The organism is Candidatus Brocadia sp. (genome assembly GCA_021646415.1).
Classification (GTDB): domain Bacteria; phylum Planctomycetota; class Brocadiia; order Brocadiales; family Brocadiaceae; genus Brocadia.
In genome coordinates, this window is the sequence record SOEU01000002.1 from 335,980 (window position 1) to 354,246 (window position 18,267).

An 18,267-nucleotide genomic window follows, 5' to 3' on the forward strand; every position below is an offset into this window, starting at 1 on the left:
ATTGTAAATGAAAATCACCTATAACTGGCTAAAAGAATATGTCTATTTTTCCCTGTCACCACAGGAACTGGCCGATAGGTTGACCAGCGTGGGATTGGTAGTTGCCGACATTAAACCTGTAGAAGACGATTTTTGTCTGGACATAGAAGTTACTTCCAATCGTCCCGATTGCCTCGGAATTACTGGTATTGCACGTGAAGTGGCGGCAGCGGTGGGAGGAAGCCTGCACTTCCCGGAAACACCTTTTGTAACCGCAAATACCGAGATATCAAAATTTATTGATATCGCCGTTGAAGAACCGATACTGTGTCCCCGCTATACGGCCCGGGTAATTCGCCAGATAACCGTGGGACCTTCCCCGGAATGGATACAAAAGAGGCTGAAGTGCATCGGTCTTCGACCTGTAAACAACATCGTAGACATCACCAATTATGTGATGATGGAAACAGGGCAACCCCTCCACGCCTTTGATCTGGACAAGCTAACAGAACAAAAAATTATTGTAAGAAAAGCCAGAAGCGGAGAAGAAATTGTTGTCATCAACGGAGCCAGACGGGCGCTTTTTCATGACATGTTGGTCATTGCGGACGGCAGGCGGCCTGTTGCCGTTGCTGGTATTATGGGTGGCAAGGAAACAGAAGTTTCCGAATCAACCAGAAACATCCTCCTGGAATGCGCACAATTCGAGCCAAGACAAGTACGGCGTACGTCCAGGGCATTGGGCATTGCTTCAGATTCCTCATATCGGTTTGAAAGGGGTACGGATCCCGAAGGTGTAGACCGTGCATCCCAAAGGGCCGTAAAGCTTGTCAAAGACTATGCGGGTGGAGAAATTGCCGATGGCGCCATTGATATAAGAACAGGGAGGCATGAAACAAAAAAAATTACCCTCCGCATGGAACGGCTTCACAAAGTTTTAGGGGTGGAAATAAAAAGAGACGTTGTTATAGATATTTTAAAAAAGCTTCAATTTAACATTCTCAATGATATCGGCAACTTCATTGATCTTGAGGTGCCGAGCTTTCGAGGGGATGTCTATCGTGAAATTGACCTGATTGAAGAGGTGGCCAGGATTTACGGGTATAATAATATTCCGACAAAGACTTCTATCACTGTCCGTGGCAGTGCAAAGAATAAGTACGAGATTGTCGAGGATACTATTCGTCAGTTTCTAACCGGCCTTGGTTTTTATGAAGTCAAAACTTTTAGCATTGTTGATATCTCGCCATTACAGTCCGTGAATCTGTGGTCAGATAGGGTGGGTATCGATATTGCCAACCCACTGAGACAGGAAGAAAGCCGTTTGCGGACCTCTTTACTACCGAGTCTTATCAATACTAAACGATATAACGTGGCACATGGTACCGAACAGGTAAAAATCTTCGAAATCGCTAACATTTACCTTGCAGGAAATAAACTACCACAAGAAAAGACCTGTCTATCCATCCTGGCGGATACAGATTTTTTGACTTTAAAGGGAATAGTCGAATCTCTTTTGCTGAACCTCGGCATACCTCTAAAGCAGGAATGGACAGGCTTTAACGAATCCAGACTATTTATGGATAAAAGGGCAGCGAGTATTCAAATGGATAATACCGCCCTTGGATATCTTGGAGAAGCCAGCAGAGAATTGGGATTCAAAACGTTATCCTGTTTAGCGGAAATAGATCTGAATTTATTGATTGAAAAGTCAAATTTCGCCAAAAAATATCAAAACATACCACAGCATCCCCCTGTTTTCCGTGACCTTGCTATCATTGTCGATGAGGAGGTGACATGGTCGTCTATCGAAAAATGCATCACAGAAACAAAGGCAGCTTTTTTGAAGGAAACGAATTTCTTTGATGTATATCGTGGAAAACAGATACCAGCAGGAAAAAAGAGCATCGCCTTTAACCTCTGTTTTCAAGCCCCAGACCGAACACTAAAAAGTGAAGAAGTCGATAGCGCCCAGCAAATTATTCTCGATACCCTTCATAAAACCCTCGGTGCCGAATTAAGAAAAGCATAATGATTATTGAAATGCCTAAAACATTAAATTCAGTCATTTAAGGCACAGCAAAATACTGCAAACTGTTTTAGCGTCTTTAATCTCACCTTTCTTTACCATCACCACTGCATCACTCAGCTTGACGTGTACAATACCTTTGATTGATTCATCCATTTGATAATTTGTTTGGGTTTTAACAAGATTGGTTGCCTTAAAGAGATGCATTGTCTCACTTAAGATACCAGGCGAGGGATAAAGAACTATGAGGGGTTCGAGGGTGCCTGCTCTGTAGCCAGTCTCCTCTTCTAATTCACGCCTTGCACACACATCGAATGTTTCGCCCTGATCAAGTGTGCCGGCAGGAATTTCGTAAATGGTCTCCTTGACGGCATGTCTGTATTGCTGGATAAGAATGATTTCATTTTCGGAAATAAAAGGAATAATGGCGGCCGAACCGGGATGTTCAATGACCTCTCTCATTACCGCCCTTCCATCATCCAGCACAATTTCATCTTTTCTGACATTTATTTTTTTACCAGAGTAGATAATCATAAAAATTCCTTATAAAAGTAGTTTAATTGACTTCGCGCCAGGATACTATTTTGTAACTCGTTGGATTTCCTACGGCCATATTCTTCAGGGTTTCATCGTAGTGGAAATCTCCGCTTGAGGCTATGTTAACATATTTTCCCCTGACTGCGCCATAGAGGTCCACACTAGAAGTGATACTAATTGCGGCTCGTGGGGCATATATGGCTGCATATACGTCTGAACTTGAAGTCAGGGTAACCTTGTAGTCACTATTATCAGCAGAAGTGGCGGAAGACCAGAGAAAGAAGTTTGCCGGCTTTTTGTCATTTGCAGCATTTATTTTACCGGATGAACCGACACTTGTTATACCGGTAACGTATGCAGTTAGTTTTGCGCCGCTGGCAAGTACAAGATCGGAACTGCTGCTAAAAGTAAAATTTCCATTTATGTATAGCGTAACATTTCCCGTTATTATCAATCGAGAACTTGAAGTAACACTCAAACTACTGAAATAATATTTCTTACTTTCTCCAGCAACCCCGAGTGTGTAACTATTGCTGCTGCCAATGGAAAAGGAATGGGTAAAAATATCATAATAGAAAGAGCTTAATTCCCCATTATCATTACCGGACGTTATCGGTGCCGCATTGTCATTGAAAAAGGCAGAGGTATCTGATGGATCACAATCCGTAGTTGGCACACCAGGATAACCAGAATAACCAGTGTAACTTTGAGTGACGGTTCCTGAAACAGAAGACCCGCTATTAATGCTTACGATGCCGCCCGCGGTTGCATTTCCTAAAATATCAGAACTACTGGACAGTTCGATATTTCCCACGGTAATGGCATTCCCATCAATTTGTGAACTGCTACTCATGGCTATATTCCCGGTTGCATTCACGTTTCCATAAATCCTGTTGCTACTTTCCATGGTAAGACTCCCGCCCGTATTTACGTTCCCGAGCACCTTAGAACTGCTATTCATTGCTATATTCCCGGTTGCATTGGCATCTCCGTTAACCTGAGCGCTGCTATTTATTATAAGATTTCCTGTCGAATTGGCGTCTCCTTTAATAACGGAACTACTTGCAATGGTAATATTTGCTCCGGCATTGGTAGTGCTGATATTACCATAATTTCCGTGCGTTTGGCTTTCATATGTTCCATTATCAGAATTATAACTATCCGTGACAATAGAGCTTGACGCATACACGCCGTCACACCCAAGCAGCGAGTCATGAAAAATAGAATCATACGTTAAGGAAAATACCGTTTCTAATACTTTTTTTGAGGAAGAACTCGTGCCAGTACAGGTAATTATATACAGAGGGTTGCCGTTTGAATCATTTACCACATTTCCTCCGCTCACTACATGCTTGAGGGTAAAGCTATTATTAAAAGCACTCGATGAATAGGTTGATGTCCCATTCCAATTTGGGTCTGTTTTTGAACCGTTATCCGATATGGTACCATTTAATAAACGGTTAATGCCATCATGTATCCCTGCCTCTGCTGAATAAAATGCCTGCACACTTGTCTTGTAATTGCTGCTGATCTTAATATCGGTAGTAGTGGTGATAACCGCCGTAGTTCCCACCAGTGACAAAATGGCTATTAAGGCGAGGACAACAATGAGGATTATTCCCTTTTCATCTCTATATGTTGGCACTATCCTTACTATTTTTGATTGCCATTGAGAATTCATGCCTTTTTTCAGTAAATCTCTCTCCATTTGATTACTTTTAGTGGTTGATTAATCAGGGCATTTTCTATCTCACAGCTATCATACTTTACAGTTACTTGGCCATTTGTGGAATCGGTTTGGGAGGAATCGCCGGAGAAAATTGCTCCAGATATAATTATCCCTGTACCACCTCCATTCATTTTAATTTTGCCGGTAACCAAGATTAATCCATTCCAGTTGAAGTTACCTCCCAGTTCTAAATCACCCTCTACTAATAAAATTCCAAAACCAGTTACATTATTTAATTTTAACTCAGCCATATTTGCGTAGCAGGTAACAAAATTGCTTGCATCCCCATAGTTAGTGCCACTTTGATCTTCGGTTATTGTTATTGTAGCATTATCTTTCATTACCTGTATGTATTCCTCGACGTTTATAACTAATGTACCACTTTCCACCGGTGATGGTGGATTCCCAGTATATGTAGGATTCCCCCCTCCTCCCATCGAACCATTAGTGTAAATTGGTGGAAGGGATGAATTTACTGAGCAAGTATCTGTACCATAGAATTTTCCAGAGCTACCATTTATTGTTACACCGCCCTTTGAATAAAAAGGAGCAAATATGGGAGGACCTGGGTAACAAACCACTTCAATTTCAATCTTGTTCAAACTGCTCCCGCTATACCCGTATGCAGTTATGATCTCCACGGGTTTATATTTTGCCAGCGGTGAGTTTGAAGTAAATTGAACTGCGGTTGTAGCCAGCGAGTCTTCGTATCCATAGTAGACAATGTTGCCCGGCAATTCAGCAGTATGGGTTGCCTCGTCTTCATCTTTGTCATCATAATGGAGCGATGTAGTAGTATGGCCTGCCTGTTCGGCATCATATTCCCTCTTGTGTCTCATTTTAACCCAATATGAGATATCAGTTTGAAGACTATTTGCTACTATAGCTTTATTTGTATGATCGATAGGGTTATGCTTAGGGATATAGTTTTCATAATTAGCGTTGTAATCTGGATCATCAGAGGTCTGCCAGGAGTTTGACGTCAGGATATAAGCTGACCACTTTGGATTGGGACTTGCTGCAGTATCTCCTGTATAAGTGTTAGCCGAGGATGAACCTCTGAGTCGTGCCCTCGCCTCTTCTGTTCCCGCCTGTGCTGCATAGAGCGCCTGTACGCTGGTCTTGTAATTGCTACTTATTTTAATGTCAGTATTAGTTGTTACAACAGAAACAATTCCCACCAACGCCAAAACAGTCACGAGCGCAAGAACGGCAATAAGGACTATTCCACTTTCAGCTGCGTATGTTAATTTCATATGTAAATTTTTTGATTGACGTTTTAAATTCATACAAATTATTCAATATAATTTTAAGTAACTACAGTTCAGCAAAAATAGAATCGTTTAATAACCAAGATTTACCGGAGTTACAAGAGAAGTCAGCGTACCGTAACTATAGCCAAAATCAGGATCATTTTTGGCAGTCCTTCCTCTTATTGTAATCTCTATCTGACGAATACTGGATGCCGTACTTGTAGCAACGCCATCACTATCGTAGTAAGAGAAGTTAAGTGCCTCAATATTCTCGGCGAGTGTTTGAGATTCGGTTTCCGTGTTCCTCCAGATTTGGCGAGGATAAGTCGCATCACTGGCGTTATAATACCGATAGGTTATGTCTTCATACGAGCCAGTAGTCATCCCATTGCCATCAAGATCTGCCAATATTTGAAGCAATTCCGTTGTATGGGTACCAATTCCTGTAAAACCTGCACCGGATGGGTCATATCCGGCCATCCTGATTTCTCTCACCATCATATCTGTGGCGGCACGGATATTTTGCTGCATCTCAGTAACCTGTTCCTGAAAGCTATATGATTTACGTTGAACATTAAGCATACTGACTGCCACACCCATAAGGATCAAGCTGATTGCAAGACCGATCACTAATTCAACAAGCGTAAAACCACGTTCATTGCTTTTCTGTGAGTAAGACATTATCTCGTTCCTATTTTGCAAGAATAGTTTTCAATTCAACTTTATGGATTGACGTTGTAGTTCCCGGATTCCAGTACACTTTAACGTCAATGGTTTTTGTATTCGTGCCCGGAGTATCGGGCTGCACAATTGCCTCCAAATAATAATCAGTATAGACTGTATAAGTTCCTAATACATTATCGTAACCTATCCCTTTAAAATATTCTATCTTGTCCTGTGCCAAGGTTGTTGCAGTGGTAACCATTTTGCTATGCGCATTACCTTTTATCACTATGGCTGTCAAACTCATTACGGCAAACAATCCGATGGCGATAATGGCTATCGCTAGTATAACCTCTATCATCATAAAGCCTTTATCATGGTGTAATTTCAAAGTATTTTGCATGATTATTGAAGTTTATTGGTTCTTCCGACTTTTGTGTGGGTAGAATACCCACTGTTATGGAAATTTACAAAAAAGTCACCACAATACAACTAATGTTAAAATACGAATTCTTTTAGCCCCATTAGGGGCATATAATACTAGGCAGGCAATTTATTGCCTGTGCTTTAATAATATAAAAAATTAGTCCCGTAGGGACGATTGGATTGTACCTTAGTCTTTATCCCCACATATATTTTTCATCAAAATCTATCTTATTTTTTCTAAGAAATTTTAAATATTCATCATGAAAGCTTTCCTTACTATGATGTTTCTCTTGATTTTCAATATATTTCTTCGTTTCATCTACATTTGAAATACCTATGCTAAAAGCACCATACCCTTCTTGCCATGAAAATAGTCTCAGTTCTGAAAACGTCTCGTGAATCCACTTTGATGAACCACCTTTGATAAATTGAATTGCCTTTGCAATCGAAGTGGTTGAATCCGATGACAATAAAATATGGATATGGTTGTCTGTGCCTCCAATACAAAGGACTTTCAAACCATTCCCCCTTGCAATACCACACATATAAGGATAGAGTCGTTCACGAAGTGAAGAAGAAAGCCAAGATTCACGATTTTTTGTGCTAAAAACTGTATGAATAAGAATATTTATATAGGTGTTTGCCATAGATAATCCTTTATGCCCGATCGTCCCTACGGGACTTTATTTTTATATACCTATAAACAGGCAATAAATTGCCTGCCTATGAACATTTTTCCCCTACGGGTTAAAGTAATTATAATAAGTTTTTATAGCCACACTATTTTCTGAAGACTCAGTTTATTTAAACACGTTACTCTATCTTGACTTGCTTGACCTGACCCGTAATAACAACTTCTACCTTTTTTTGTCCGTGAGAATTTGTAAGGGTTATAACAGGTAAATTCGATGCATTCCCCCTGGGATTGAAAACGGGGTCGTTCGTTGAAATAAAAGTTACATCGCGATATTCATCTTGAATATCTTTTATCACCGTCAATTCTCCATCGTCAATATTGCCGTTATTATTGTCATCATCCAGAATCTTATACCGATGATTGTCTTCTAAAAAAAATATCCTAAATTGATTATTCTGGCTGATTGCCTGCATTCTTGCCCACATCAGATCACCCATAATTTGTCTGGTTGCCCCGCTTAACCAAATTGATGGTTTCATGCTGACATAGACAGGAATAGCAATTCCAGCTGAAGTAGCAATTATGGCTACAGCCACTATCATCTCAATGAGGGAGAACCCCTTTTGGTTATACATCTTTAGATGTCCTATTTGTTTTTATAGTACAATGATTTTGCAAAAGATAATAGTTCACCGCAGTCATCATGCCGCTTTTGCGGCACCCTGAAACCATGAAAATATTTTAGATGTTTCGGTGAGTCCTCTCACCGAAACAAAATAACATGGAAATGTACATACGTCTCGGTGTGGGGACACACCGAAACATCACGGCGTCGCTTAATAAGAAATTTTTGAGCCAGAGGGCGCGGAGAACGCAGAGAAACAAATAAAAAGGGGAAAATCCGCACAATATTTTCTGTTTACCCTCTAAAACTTTCTGCGATCGTTCGACTGAGCTCACGACGAAGTCTCGGCGTTCTATGCTGTGGGCTGAACTGTTACTGCAAACAAAAATAGGTTATTGGCCGCCAATGCCCTGCATCAATTTTATCAGTGGTACAAACATGGCAATCACGATGAAACCAACCGATCCACCAAGAAATACAATCATAATAGGCTCTATCAGGCTGACCATTGCCTCTACAGCCCTGTCCACTTCGTCGTCATAATTATCCGCCACCTTTGTGAGCATTTTATCCAATTCCCCTGTTTCTTCTCCCACCTCCACCATATTGACTACCATCTCGTTGCAAATCTTAGAAGCGCGCAAAGGCTTCGTAATACTTTCTCCGCTACGGATACTGTCGTGGACATGCTGGATGGCTTGCGCCATAGCCGCATTTCCTGAAGCCTCCTTGACATTATTGAGTGCATCCAATATGGGTACCCCACTGGAAGTCAGAGTAGCAAGCGTACGGGTAAACCTCGAAACGGTAGATTTATTTATAATCGTCCCAAAGATAGGCAATTTAAATTTGGTTTTGTCTATTAACAACCGTACTTTTTTTATCTTTCCTGCAATCTTATAGAGTACAAAAGCACCAAAAGGTACAGAAGGGATAAACATCCATTGAGTCTTTAAAATCATGCTAAAGGTAATGAGCATTTTGGTAGGAGTAGGTAGCTCCAAATTCAATTCATCAAAAATCTTTGCAAAATTTGGTATGATAAAAATCATGAGGCCGATTAAAATACCTGCGGCAACAATCGCAACAACGGTGGGATATATCATGGCGCTGATTATTTTTCTGACAAGCCGCTCTATTTTTTCACGGAAATCAGCTAACCGCTGTAAAATAACGTCCAGTGAACCACTCACCTCTCCGGCCCTTACAATATTAATATACAGTTTATCAAAAACCCTTGGATGTTTTGCAAGCGCTCCGGAGAGGGTGTTCCCTCCCTCAATATCTTCTATGACTTTTAATGTTGTTTTCTTTAGTAACCCTTTCTTCATTTGAGATGCGAGTATCTTTAAACCGCGTATGATGGGCAGACCTGCGTCCTGGAGCGTTGATAGTTGACGCGTAAAAACGGTTAATTCTTTCGATTTAACCCCACCCAAAGAGATCGATATCTCCCCGCGCTTTTTGGAAGGCATGTTTGTGGCGGATATTTCACCGGATTTCTGGCGAACGTGGACCTCTTTCATACCAGTGGGATAGTAGCCCAACCCACGTATCTTCGCAATCGCCTCATCTGATGTGGGTGCCTCAATTCTGTCCTTTACAGTCTTTCCTCTGTTATCAACGGCATTATATTGAAAAACAGCCATTGGCAAACTCCTTCAATTTTGGTTTAAAGATTAAAAATCTTTATCCACGATTTATCATTATATGTGAGTCAAGTTTTCGATGTTGGATGGTCAAATGACTGCATGGTTATTAACCACACAAACATTTAACCTTATAGCCATTTATTCATAGAAGCATTTCAATGAAACCTTGCATATTGTTTTTAACTGATCTGGGGTTTCGCCTTGCAAGTCTCTTACCGTAAAATTACACTAACATTGTTTCCCTTACAACTTCCTGAATCGTTGTTAATCCGTTCTCTATTGCCATTAATCCACTCTCCCGCAAGATCTTCATTCCATTTTTTTTTGCCGTCATTCTAATTGTGTTTGTATTTGCGTGTTCGGTAATCAACCGTCGTATTTCGTTGTTTATAACCATGATTTCAAATATTCCTATACGTCCCTTATAGCCTATTTTATTACAATTATTACAGCCTTTGCCCCTGAAAAACTTTTTCCCTGTAACATCTACCTTTGTAAGATTGAGTTCCATTAAAGACTCTTCTGAAGGCTCGTATTCCTCCCTACAGGATACACAAATCTTACGTACTAACCGTTGACTAATAACAACCTCTACCGTAGCAGCAATCAAATACGGTTTAATGCCCATGTCAATTAAACGAGTTACCGTGGTAGGGGCATCATTGGTATGCAGCGTACTGAAAACCAGATGCCCCGTTAACGAGGCTTGTATGGCAATTCTGGCTGATTCTTCATCCCGTATTTCACCAACCAGAATAATGTCAGGATCTTGTCTTAAAATTGCCCTCAGACAATTTGCAAAAACAACGCCGATAGACGGATTTATCTGTACCTGAATGAGACCATCAATATTATATTCAACGGGATCTTCCGTAGTAATAATCTTTGTGCCAACATCGTTTAAATAATTTAATGCTGCATACAAGGTTGTTGTTTTTCCCGAGCCGGTTGGACCTGTAACAAGGATTATTCCGTTTGGTTTATTCAGTAATTGGCACATTAATTTCAGTTCTTCAGAATTCAATCCTAAGGTATCCAGATTAAGCGATACAGCCGATTTATTCAGCAGACGCATGACAATGCTTTCCCCGTATTTCGTAGGGAGTGTGGAAACCCGCATGTCTATGGGCGTTCCACCAACATTTAATTGAATGCGTCCATCCTGAGGTAATTTGCGTTCGGAAATGTCCATACCCGATATGACCTTTATTCTTGAAGTAATCGGTATCCCTAATTGTCTTGGCGGAGAAATCTTCTCGTAAAGCACGCCATCTATCCGGTACCTGACCCTAAATCCGTCTTCAAAGGCTTCAAAATGGATATCGCTGGCCTTGTTCAAAACGGCATCCAAAAACATAAGACCAACCCACTTCTTTACAGGAGCAGCATCAGCCATCTTCCTGAGTTCTTCAATATCAATATACTCTCCATTGATAGTTTCCGGACAAGACGTGTCCTTTTTAAATTCTGATAATAATTGTTCCACAGATTCATGCTTTTTTGGATAATACTTCTCCAAGGCACGAAGAACCTCATCTCTGTTGCAAAGGACAGGTTTTATCGAATACCTGAGTAGTAATCTCAGATCATCTATGGTTTCAAAATTTAAGGGATCTTCCTGAACGACAGTGAGGATATTGTCTTTAAAGCCTACGGGAATTATACGATACAGATGAACGATGGCATGTGGTACCAGATGAATAATTTCTTCCGGTATTTCCATGTTTTCAATGGTTACAATCTCTAACCCCAGGTGCTCGCTCAATGTCTGCATAATCTGCTTATTGGTTACGTAATGAAGACTGACCAGGATGTCACCAAGCAAGCCACCTCGCTGTTTTTGAACAAGCAATGCTTCCTGGATCTGGTCTTCCGTAACAAATCCTTTGTCTTTCAATAACTGCCCTAAGAGCCTTATCTTTGCTCCTGTCTTTAAATCTATCTTTTTGTTCTCTTGTATCTGCATAATCAAGCTATTTCATTACTTTAAAGGCTTTGTTTGTGCTAATCTTCTATTCCCGTGATCCTAAACACCTCTTCCAGAGTGGTTTTACCATCTTTTACCTTTCTCAACCCATCTTCTCTTAGTGTTGTCATTCCCAGTGTTCTGGCGACCTCCCTGATATCATTTGTTGTAGCCATTCGGTAGGCCATATCTCGTAAAGTTTCATTCATATCTACCAGTTCGTAGATACCCATTCTGCCTCGATACCCTATATTATTGCAGTTCTTGCAACCCTTTCCTTTATAGAATGAAAAATCTTTCAGGGTTTCTGTCTCAAATCCCATTTCTAACAATTGTTCTGGGGTATATTGAACGGGTTCCTTACAATTTGTACAAATCACCCTGACCAAACGCTGAGCCATGATACCCTGCAAAGACGTAGCGACAAGAAAGGGTTTTATACCCATATCAATCAGTCTCGTTATGGCAGAAGGGGCATCATTGGTATGGAGAGTACTGAGTACAAGGTGTCCTGTCAGGGCTGCTGCAATGGCAGTATCGGCTGTTTCGATATCGCGGATCTCACCAACAAGGATAATATTTGGATCCTGACGGAGCATGGTTCTTAAAATAGTAGGAAAATTAAAGCCGATCTTTTCATTTACCTCCCCTTGATTAACGCCCGGAAGGGTATACTCCACAGGATCTTCCGCTGTAATAATCTTTGTGTCAGTTTTATTCAGTTCGTTTATAGCAGCATATAAAGTAGTTGTTTTGCCGCTTCCCGTAGGGCCGGTAATCAGCACTATGCCATGCGGTCTTTTGATAATGGAATAAAATAGCCTATAATCATTTTCACAAAATCCAAGATTTTTTAAATTTATCAGGATTGCCGATTTTTCAAGGAGGCGCATGACCACGCTTTCTCCATAAATAGACGGCAGGCAAGATACACGAACATCCAACTCTTTGCCTGCATGTCTGAGACTGATGCGCCCGTCTTGCGGTCTTCTCTTCTCTGAGATATCAATATTCGCCAGTATTTTAATTCGGGAAATAATAGAATCCTGAAGATGTTTCGGAAGAACATCCACCTCCTGGCATACGCCATCGATACGGTATCGTATGCGCAATCTATTGGAAAGGGGTTCTACGTGAATATCGCTGGCGCGGGAGGCAACGGCTTTATTGATAATCAAAGAAACCAGTTGGATAACAGGACCTTCATCTTCAACTGCTTTCGCCTCCCCATGTGGCTTATCTGTCTGTTCAACCTCTCTCTCGCCGACAGGTGTTTCACGGACTGTGAGTTCCTTCAGCAGGGTATCAACGGTTTCACAAGGTTCCATTTCAAAACATTTACGGATAGTGTTCTTTATGGTGTCTGGTGGGGCAAGAACGCATTTGATATCCGCATTAAGCATAAAGCGCAGATTGTCTATAAATCCAATGTCTGGCGGACTACTTACGGCGAGAGTAATGTTACCGTTATTTTTTGAAACAGGCACAATACCATGTTTCTTTATAAGTGATACTGGCAACAAATATATCATTTCCGGAGATATTATGGTTTTATCCAAATCGATTACCGGTAAATCATATTGGGCTGCCAGACATTGAATGATGTCTGAATAAGTCGTATATCCCAGGTTAACAAGAACCTCTTCAAGTTGAATAGCTTCTTTTTTCTGGATTTCCCTTGCCTTATCCAGTTGTTCCTCGTTGATAATACCACCATTCAACAAGGCATATTCTGTCTGATGGGAGTGATTATTTGTGTTAAATTTGCTTGAAATATACTGTTTTGACATATAAAATCTGTAATAACTGTTTTTAAAATATCTGTATTTTCAACTCCTTTAAATAGTATACTAATCAACTATTATTATCGGTCATATTTGAAAAAACTTTAATCAAGGTTATTGGTATAACTTCTTTATTACAGAAACTTTATAATGAAACTACTAAAACATACCCTGGATCATATAGAAGAGGTTCACTTGGATCCCCATGGTGAAATTGCATCAAAATTTAAAACATTTGCCATACCAAAAGGTAGTCTGGGGAGACTGGAAGAGCTGGCAACGATATATGCAACCATAAAAGGCGGTGTAAATTGCAAAATAAACCATAAGAAAATATTTACCATGGCAGGTGACCATGGTGTTGTGGAAGAGGGTGTCAGTGCCTTTCCGCAGCAAGTCACCGGACAAATGGTACGGAATTTTATAGAAGGGGGGGCCGCTATTAATGTCCTTACACGTCATATCGGTGCGAGGGTGATTGTGGTTGACTGCGGGGTTGCATCACAAGTTGAAAAGAATCCTTCTTTAAAGATAAAGAAGGTTGGCTTTGGTACAAAGAATATGGCTTTTGGCCCCGCAATGTCAAGAGAAGAGGCAGTTCGGTCTATTGAGGCTGGTATTGAATTGATTGAGGAAGAACTTGAAGAAGGGATTGATATTGTTGGTACGGGAGATATGGGGATTGCCAATACGACCCCGAGCAGCGCCATACTTGCTGTTTTAGGCCAAATGGATGCTGATTCGGTAACAGGCCGGGGAACGGGTTTGGATGAAGAGTCGTTCCAGAGAAAGATTCGTGTAATAAAAAAGGCAATCGATACGAATCAACCGAATCCTCATGATCCGATAGACGTACTGGCGAAGGTTGGCGGGTACGAGATTGGCGGACTTGCTGGTTTGTGTTTAGGCGCGGCTCGTTATCGTATTCCAGTAATTCTGGATGGTTTTATTTCGACGGCTGGCGCCCTGATAGCCCATGCGATCGAGCCAAAAGTAAACAAATACCTTATAGCCTCCCACGTTTCAGCAGAAAAGGGACACGGGATAATGTTGAAGCTATTGAACAAAATCCCATTATTCGATTTAAACATGAGGCTCGGTGAAGGAACCGGTGCCGCTTTGGGTATGAACCTGGTAGAAGCAGGAGTAAAATTATTAACTGAAATGGCCACATTTCATGAAGCCGGGGTTTCAGAACCACACATACCATAGAAGGATAGAGTATTGCGTTTCATAAAAACATTTACAGATTTAGATTTTTAAAATATGTTTCTCTAGAAAGGAGTCACCTTGTCCAACAAACAGTGGAGCACCCCACCAGCAATGCAGATCGACCCACAGAAAACCTACCATGCAACAATTGAGACCAGCAGGGGTACGATTAAAATAGAGTTATATCCAAAATACGCCCCCAAAACGGTCAACAACTTCGTCTTCCTAGCCCAAGAGGGATTTTATGATGGTGTATCATTTCACCGGGTGATCAGCAACTTCATGATTCAGGGTGGTGATCCCACCGGCAGTGGGAGAGGCGGACCTGGATATAAGTTTGAAGATGAAGTAAAAGGCAATCCCCTGACCCATGACACCGGTGTGATTTCGATGGCCAATGCCGGTCCGAACACGAACGGCAGCCAATTCTTTATTACACACTCGCCGCAGCCACACCTCAACGGCATGCATACAGTCTTTGGTAAAGTGGTCGACGGCCAGGATGTTGTCAATGCAATTCGCCAGGGGGATATCATGACGAAGGTTACAATTAGTGAGAGTTGAAAGGCGTTCAACCGACAAAAAACCAGGAGCACTGAGATTTCTCCAATATTTATAGTATTACCCTTTAAAACTTCTTTTTGTGTAAGTTTTCTATCGCTACAGCAAATCTATTTTGGTATGAAGTAGTGGAGTAATGGATTACAGGAATTATCTTCACAGCACTACTCCACCACTCCATGGTAAAAATTTTTGTTGCGGCTATGCGTGCGCCGGGAGACCGCACGCCTGTTGTTCATTGTGGGCAAGAAAAAAAACATGATCCGGATTACACGCACTATTTCAATTGATGAGGATGAAATTCGGCTGGCATTCATTCGCTCTTCTGGTCCCGGAGGACAAAATGTCAACAAGGTTGCTACGGCCGTGCAACTTCGTTTCGACGTGCACAACTCTCACTCCCTTCCTGGTGATGTCCGCGAACGTCTGGTTCGCCTCGCTGGTAAGCGTATTACCGAAGATGGTGTACTCATCATAAACGCTCAGCGGTTCCGCACGCAAGAACGTAACCGTCAGGATGCGATTGACCGCCTGATTGAATTGATTCACAAGGCTGCTGAAAAGCCGAAACTTCGTCGTAAAACAAGGCCTACGTCTTCTTCGAAAAAGCTTCGTTTGGAATCCAAGCGCCACAGGGGTGAGACAAAACGCACGCGACGGCCTATTCTCCGTTCTGAGGACTAAGGGATTTGTGTAATTACATTGCAAATTAGGTCTTCAGCTACTTTTTGAATTAGGCCTTCGGCGACTTATAAATACAAATTTTCCTGACAGGAGTCCACCCCCCTTCATCCCCGCCAGCGGGGGACAATTGGCTGTCCCCCTCAGCGGGGGGATTAAGGGGGAGGAAATTTTTGTTTGAAATTCCTAAAAATAAATTTATAAAATCAGCAAAAAAGCACTATTTATCATCGGTACTGAAGGAGATACGTCATGGGTGAACTGAACGAGTTTACTATTCCAGTGCGGTTGTTTCTTAAGGCATATCCGTGGCGACGGATTGATCCGGTTCCATGGGTGCCATTGAGCAAACCGCTCAGCAGGTGCCGGTTAGCCCTGATTTCCAGTGCAGGTTTCGTACTCCCCAATCAGGCCCCATTCGACGAATCTATTCGCGGGGGTGATCCGGGTTTTCGTGAAATCCCGAATGACACTAACGTTGCAACTTTGGTTGACACGCATCGAAGCGAATCCTTTAATCACTCCGGGATACGCCAGGATCCAAACCTTGCCTTTCCAATCGACCGGGTGAATGAACTTGTGAAGACAGGACGCATAGATTCAGTAAATCACCGGCATATTTCCTTTATGGGCTCGATCACAGCGCCAGGACGTTTGATACAATATACGGCACCTGAAGTAGCACGATTGCTGATAGATGACGGTGTCGATGCAGTTCTCCTGGTTCCGGTCTGACCGATGTGTAACCAGACCGTGGGTCTGATTGCGGCAGAACTGGAGCGGCAGGGAATCTCAACAGTAGCAATCCAACTCTTGCGGGAGGTTGCAGAACGCGTACGCCCACCACGTGCCCTGTTCGTGCCATTTCGCCACGGCTACCCTCTGGATACACCAGGAGACTCAAAGCGTCAACATGCAGTCCTGGAAACAGCCCTACGGCTTTTCGAGGAACCATTACTCAAACCACCCGTCCTGATTGATTTCCGTCAGGATGGAGGATGACTTTTATTGCCGGGATTAAATCAGGTTTTCGGCAGCAGCACAAATTACAACTTTCCCTTCCTTAACGGGTAATGTCATTGAATTAAGCGAGAGAGTGTTTCTCTTCTGGGCAAAGCCCGAAGGGCTGGCAGGGTATAGCCCAGGGCGTCAGCCCTGGGATAAGGATTTAATAATATTTTTAGCCCTGAAAGGGCGACATATTATCTTAATTCAATGACATTGCCCTTGATGTGAGGGGTAGGGGAGGGTGATCAGCCGTTCTCCTTCACCCTAGCTCCACCTTGTCTCCCCATTGAGCGGGAGAAACTAATTGTTTGATGTCTAAGCATGGACAGAAGAAGCATGAACATCCAGAAGAGAGTTTTTTGTGACTAATAGACTTGTAAAGTCCCGTTTGCTTCTCATTCTGTTTTTATTTTCAAGTAGCTTGCTTGCATGCAATAAAGCCAAAACCACTGAAAAGCAAACAGAGACATTGGCAGAAAGTAATTCCAAGGTTTTTGACAAGAAGGGGACATCCATGCCTGAGAAAATAATCAAAAGCGACGAAGAGTGGAAACGGATACTTACACCGGAACAATATAAGATCACCAGAAAAAAAGGAACAGAACCACCATTTACAGGCAAATACAACAATTTTAAAGAAAAGGGGATATTTCAATGTGTCTGTTGTAGCAATGATTTGTTCAGGTCAGAGGCAAAATTCGATTCCGGAACAGGCTGGCCAAGCTTTTGGGAGCCGATCTCTGAACAAAACATTAAAACGACTACGGACACAAGCTTTGGTATGACAAGAACAGAAGTTTCGTGCGGCCGGTGTGATGCGCATCTTGGACACGTATTTAACGATGGCCCGCCACCAACCGGGCTCCGCTATTGCATCAATTCTGCTTCACTCAATTTTGTTAACAAAAAAGACGAATAGTAAACGTATAGCTAAAATTCTTAGAAAGAGATAGTCGGAGCATGATATGTCCAAAAAAGTATTGGTTCCCATTGCCGATGGTACGGAAGAAATAGAGGCAGTGTGCATCATTGATGTCTTACGGCGGGCAGGTGCATCAGTAACTGTCGCTTCTGTTGACAAATTGCAGGTCACTGCATCTCGTGGGGTGAAATTAGTTGCTGATATACTCATTGCAGATTGTGTGAATGGCACCTATGATTTAATTGCCTTGCCTGGTGGTATGCCCGGGGCGGAACACCTGCGTGACTCGAAGGATTTGGAGAAAATCTTAAAGCGTCAACAGCTGGATGGACGATTGTATGCGGCGATCTGTGCCTCTCCGGCAGTTGTACTTCAGCACCACGGTCTTTTGGGTCAACGTCGAGCAACCTCTCATCCTAACTTTATCCAACAACTCGAAGATACCAGTGCTGCGGAAACACGCGTAGTCGTGGACGGTACGTGCATCACCAGTCGTGGACCGGGGACTGCTCTGGAGTTTGCATTAAAATTGGTAGAGTTGCTCTATGGCGAGCCGAAAGCAAGGGAAATTGCACAAGCAATGATTGTTGCCTAGGTGATTTT

Annotated in this window: 18 protein-coding genes; 8 read left to right on the forward strand and 10 right to left on the reverse strand. The window is 42.1% G+C overall.

What is annotated here, in order from left to right; translation table 11 throughout:
- Positions 1-7 precede the first annotated feature (7 nt).
- A complete protein-coding gene (locus tag E3K36_03365) occupies positions 8-2,011 on the forward strand; it encodes a phenylalanine--tRNA ligase subunit beta (protein MCF6154292.1) in 2,004 nt (667 codons plus the stop codon).
- 33 nt (positions 2,012-2,044) lie between these two features.
- Here E3K36_03365 and E3K36_03370 read toward each other — a convergent pair whose 3' ends face one another.
- The 10 genes from E3K36_03370 to E3K36_03415 all read right to left on the reverse strand — a co-directional run bounded on the left by E3K36_03370 (position 2,045) and on the right by E3K36_03415 (position 13,286).
- Complete coding sequence (locus E3K36_03370; protein MCF6154293.1) at positions 2,045-2,542, reverse strand: NUDIX hydrolase; 498 nt, start codon at positions 2,540-2,542, stop codon at positions 2,045-2,047.
- A gap of 22 nt (positions 2,543-2,564) precedes the next feature.
- Positions 2,565-4,253: a hypothetical protein gene (locus E3K36_03375; protein MCF6154294.1), complete on the reverse strand. Its 1,689-nt coding sequence runs from the start codon at positions 4,251-4,253 to the stop codon at positions 2,565-2,567.
- The gene (locus E3K36_03380) at positions 4,235-5,530 is read right to left on the reverse strand and encodes a hypothetical protein (protein ID MCF6154295.1); all 1,296 of its coding nucleotides are present in this window, start codon (positions 5,528-5,530) and stop codon (positions 4,235-4,237) included. Before E3K36_03380 ends, E3K36_03375 begins: the two co-directional genes overlap by 19 nt.
- Positions 5,531-5,617: 87 nt before the next feature.
- The gene (locus E3K36_03385) at positions 5,618-6,208 is read right to left on the reverse strand and encodes a prepilin-type N-terminal cleavage/methylation domain-containing protein (protein ID MCF6154296.1); all 591 of its coding nucleotides are present in this window, start codon (positions 6,206-6,208) and stop codon (positions 5,618-5,620) included.
- 10 nt (positions 6,209-6,218) lie between these two features.
- Positions 6,219-6,554 carry a hypothetical protein gene (locus tag E3K36_03390; protein MCF6154297.1) on the reverse strand — a complete coding sequence of 112 codons (336 nt, stop codon included), beginning with the start codon at positions 6,552-6,554 and terminating at the stop codon, positions 6,219-6,221.
- Positions 6,555-6,810: 256 nt separating this feature from the next.
- Positions 6,811-7,263, reverse strand: a complete 453-nt coding sequence (gene tnpA, locus E3K36_03395) for an IS200/IS605 family transposase (protein MCF6154298.1) — start codon at positions 7,261-7,263, stop codon at positions 6,811-6,813.
- Between the two features lie 166 nt (positions 7,264-7,429).
- The gene (locus tag E3K36_03400) at positions 7,430-7,888 is read right to left on the reverse strand and encodes a prepilin-type N-terminal cleavage/methylation domain-containing protein (GenBank protein MCF6154299.1); all 459 of its coding nucleotides are present in this window, start codon (positions 7,886-7,888) and stop codon (positions 7,430-7,432) included.
- 382 nt (positions 7,889-8,270) lie between these two features.
- The gene (locus E3K36_03405; protein MCF6154300.1) at positions 8,271-9,527 is read right to left on the reverse strand and encodes a type II secretion system F family protein; all 1,257 of its coding nucleotides are present in this window, start codon (positions 9,525-9,527) and stop codon (positions 8,271-8,273) included.
- A gap of 226 nt (positions 9,528-9,753) precedes the next feature.
- On the reverse strand, positions 9,754-11,496 hold the full coding sequence (locus tag E3K36_03410) for a pilus assembly protein PilB (protein ID MCF6154301.1): 1,743 nt from the start codon (positions 11,494-11,496) through the stop codon (positions 9,754-9,756).
- 38 nt (positions 11,497-11,534) lie between these two features.
- The gene (locus E3K36_03415; GenBank protein ID MCF6154302.1) at positions 11,535-13,286 is read right to left on the reverse strand and encodes a type II/IV secretion system protein; all 1,752 of its coding nucleotides are present in this window, start codon (positions 13,284-13,286) and stop codon (positions 11,535-11,537) included.
- A gap of 144 nt (positions 13,287-13,430) precedes the next feature.
- Between E3K36_03415 and cobT the strand changes: the two genes are divergently transcribed.
- The 7 genes from cobT (at position 13,431) to E3K36_03450 (ending at position 18,259) form a co-directional block, all read left to right on the forward strand.
- Entirely contained in the window at positions 13,431-14,492 is a 1,062-nt protein-coding gene (gene cobT, locus E3K36_03420; protein MCF6154303.1) for a nicotinate-nucleotide--dimethylbenzimidazole phosphoribosyltransferase, read from the forward strand.
- A gap of 111 nt (positions 14,493-14,603) precedes the next feature.
- Complete coding sequence (locus tag E3K36_03425; GenBank protein MCF6154304.1) at positions 14,604-15,056, forward strand: peptidylprolyl isomerase; 453 nt, start codon at positions 14,604-14,606, stop codon at positions 15,054-15,056.
- A gap of 255 nt (positions 15,057-15,311) precedes the next feature.
- Positions 15,312-15,737, forward strand: a complete 426-nt coding sequence (locus E3K36_03430) for an aminoacyl-tRNA hydrolase (GenBank protein ID MCF6154305.1) — start codon at positions 15,312-15,314, stop codon at positions 15,735-15,737.
- A gap of 249 nt (positions 15,738-15,986) precedes the next feature.
- Positions 15,987-16,469 carry a hypothetical protein gene (locus tag E3K36_03435; protein ID MCF6154306.1) on the forward strand — a complete coding sequence of 161 codons (483 nt, stop codon included), beginning with the start codon at positions 15,987-15,989 and terminating at the stop codon, positions 16,467-16,469.
- Positions 16,470-16,472: 3 nt separating this feature from the next.
- Positions 16,473-16,736: a hypothetical protein gene (locus E3K36_03440; GenBank protein MCF6154307.1), complete on the forward strand. Its 264-nt coding sequence runs from the start codon at positions 16,473-16,475 to the stop codon at positions 16,734-16,736.
- Between the two features lie 520 nt (positions 16,737-17,256).
- Positions 17,257-17,661: a peptide-methionine (R)-S-oxide reductase MsrB gene (gene msrB, locus E3K36_03445; GenBank protein MCF6154308.1), complete on the forward strand. Its 405-nt coding sequence runs from the start codon at positions 17,257-17,259 to the stop codon at positions 17,659-17,661.
- Between the two features lie 46 nt (positions 17,662-17,707).
- The gene (locus E3K36_03450; protein ID MCF6154309.1) at positions 17,708-18,259 is read left to right on the forward strand and encodes a DJ-1 family protein; all 552 of its coding nucleotides are present in this window, start codon (positions 17,708-17,710) and stop codon (positions 18,257-18,259) included.
- Positions 18,260-18,267 lie beyond the last annotated feature (8 nt).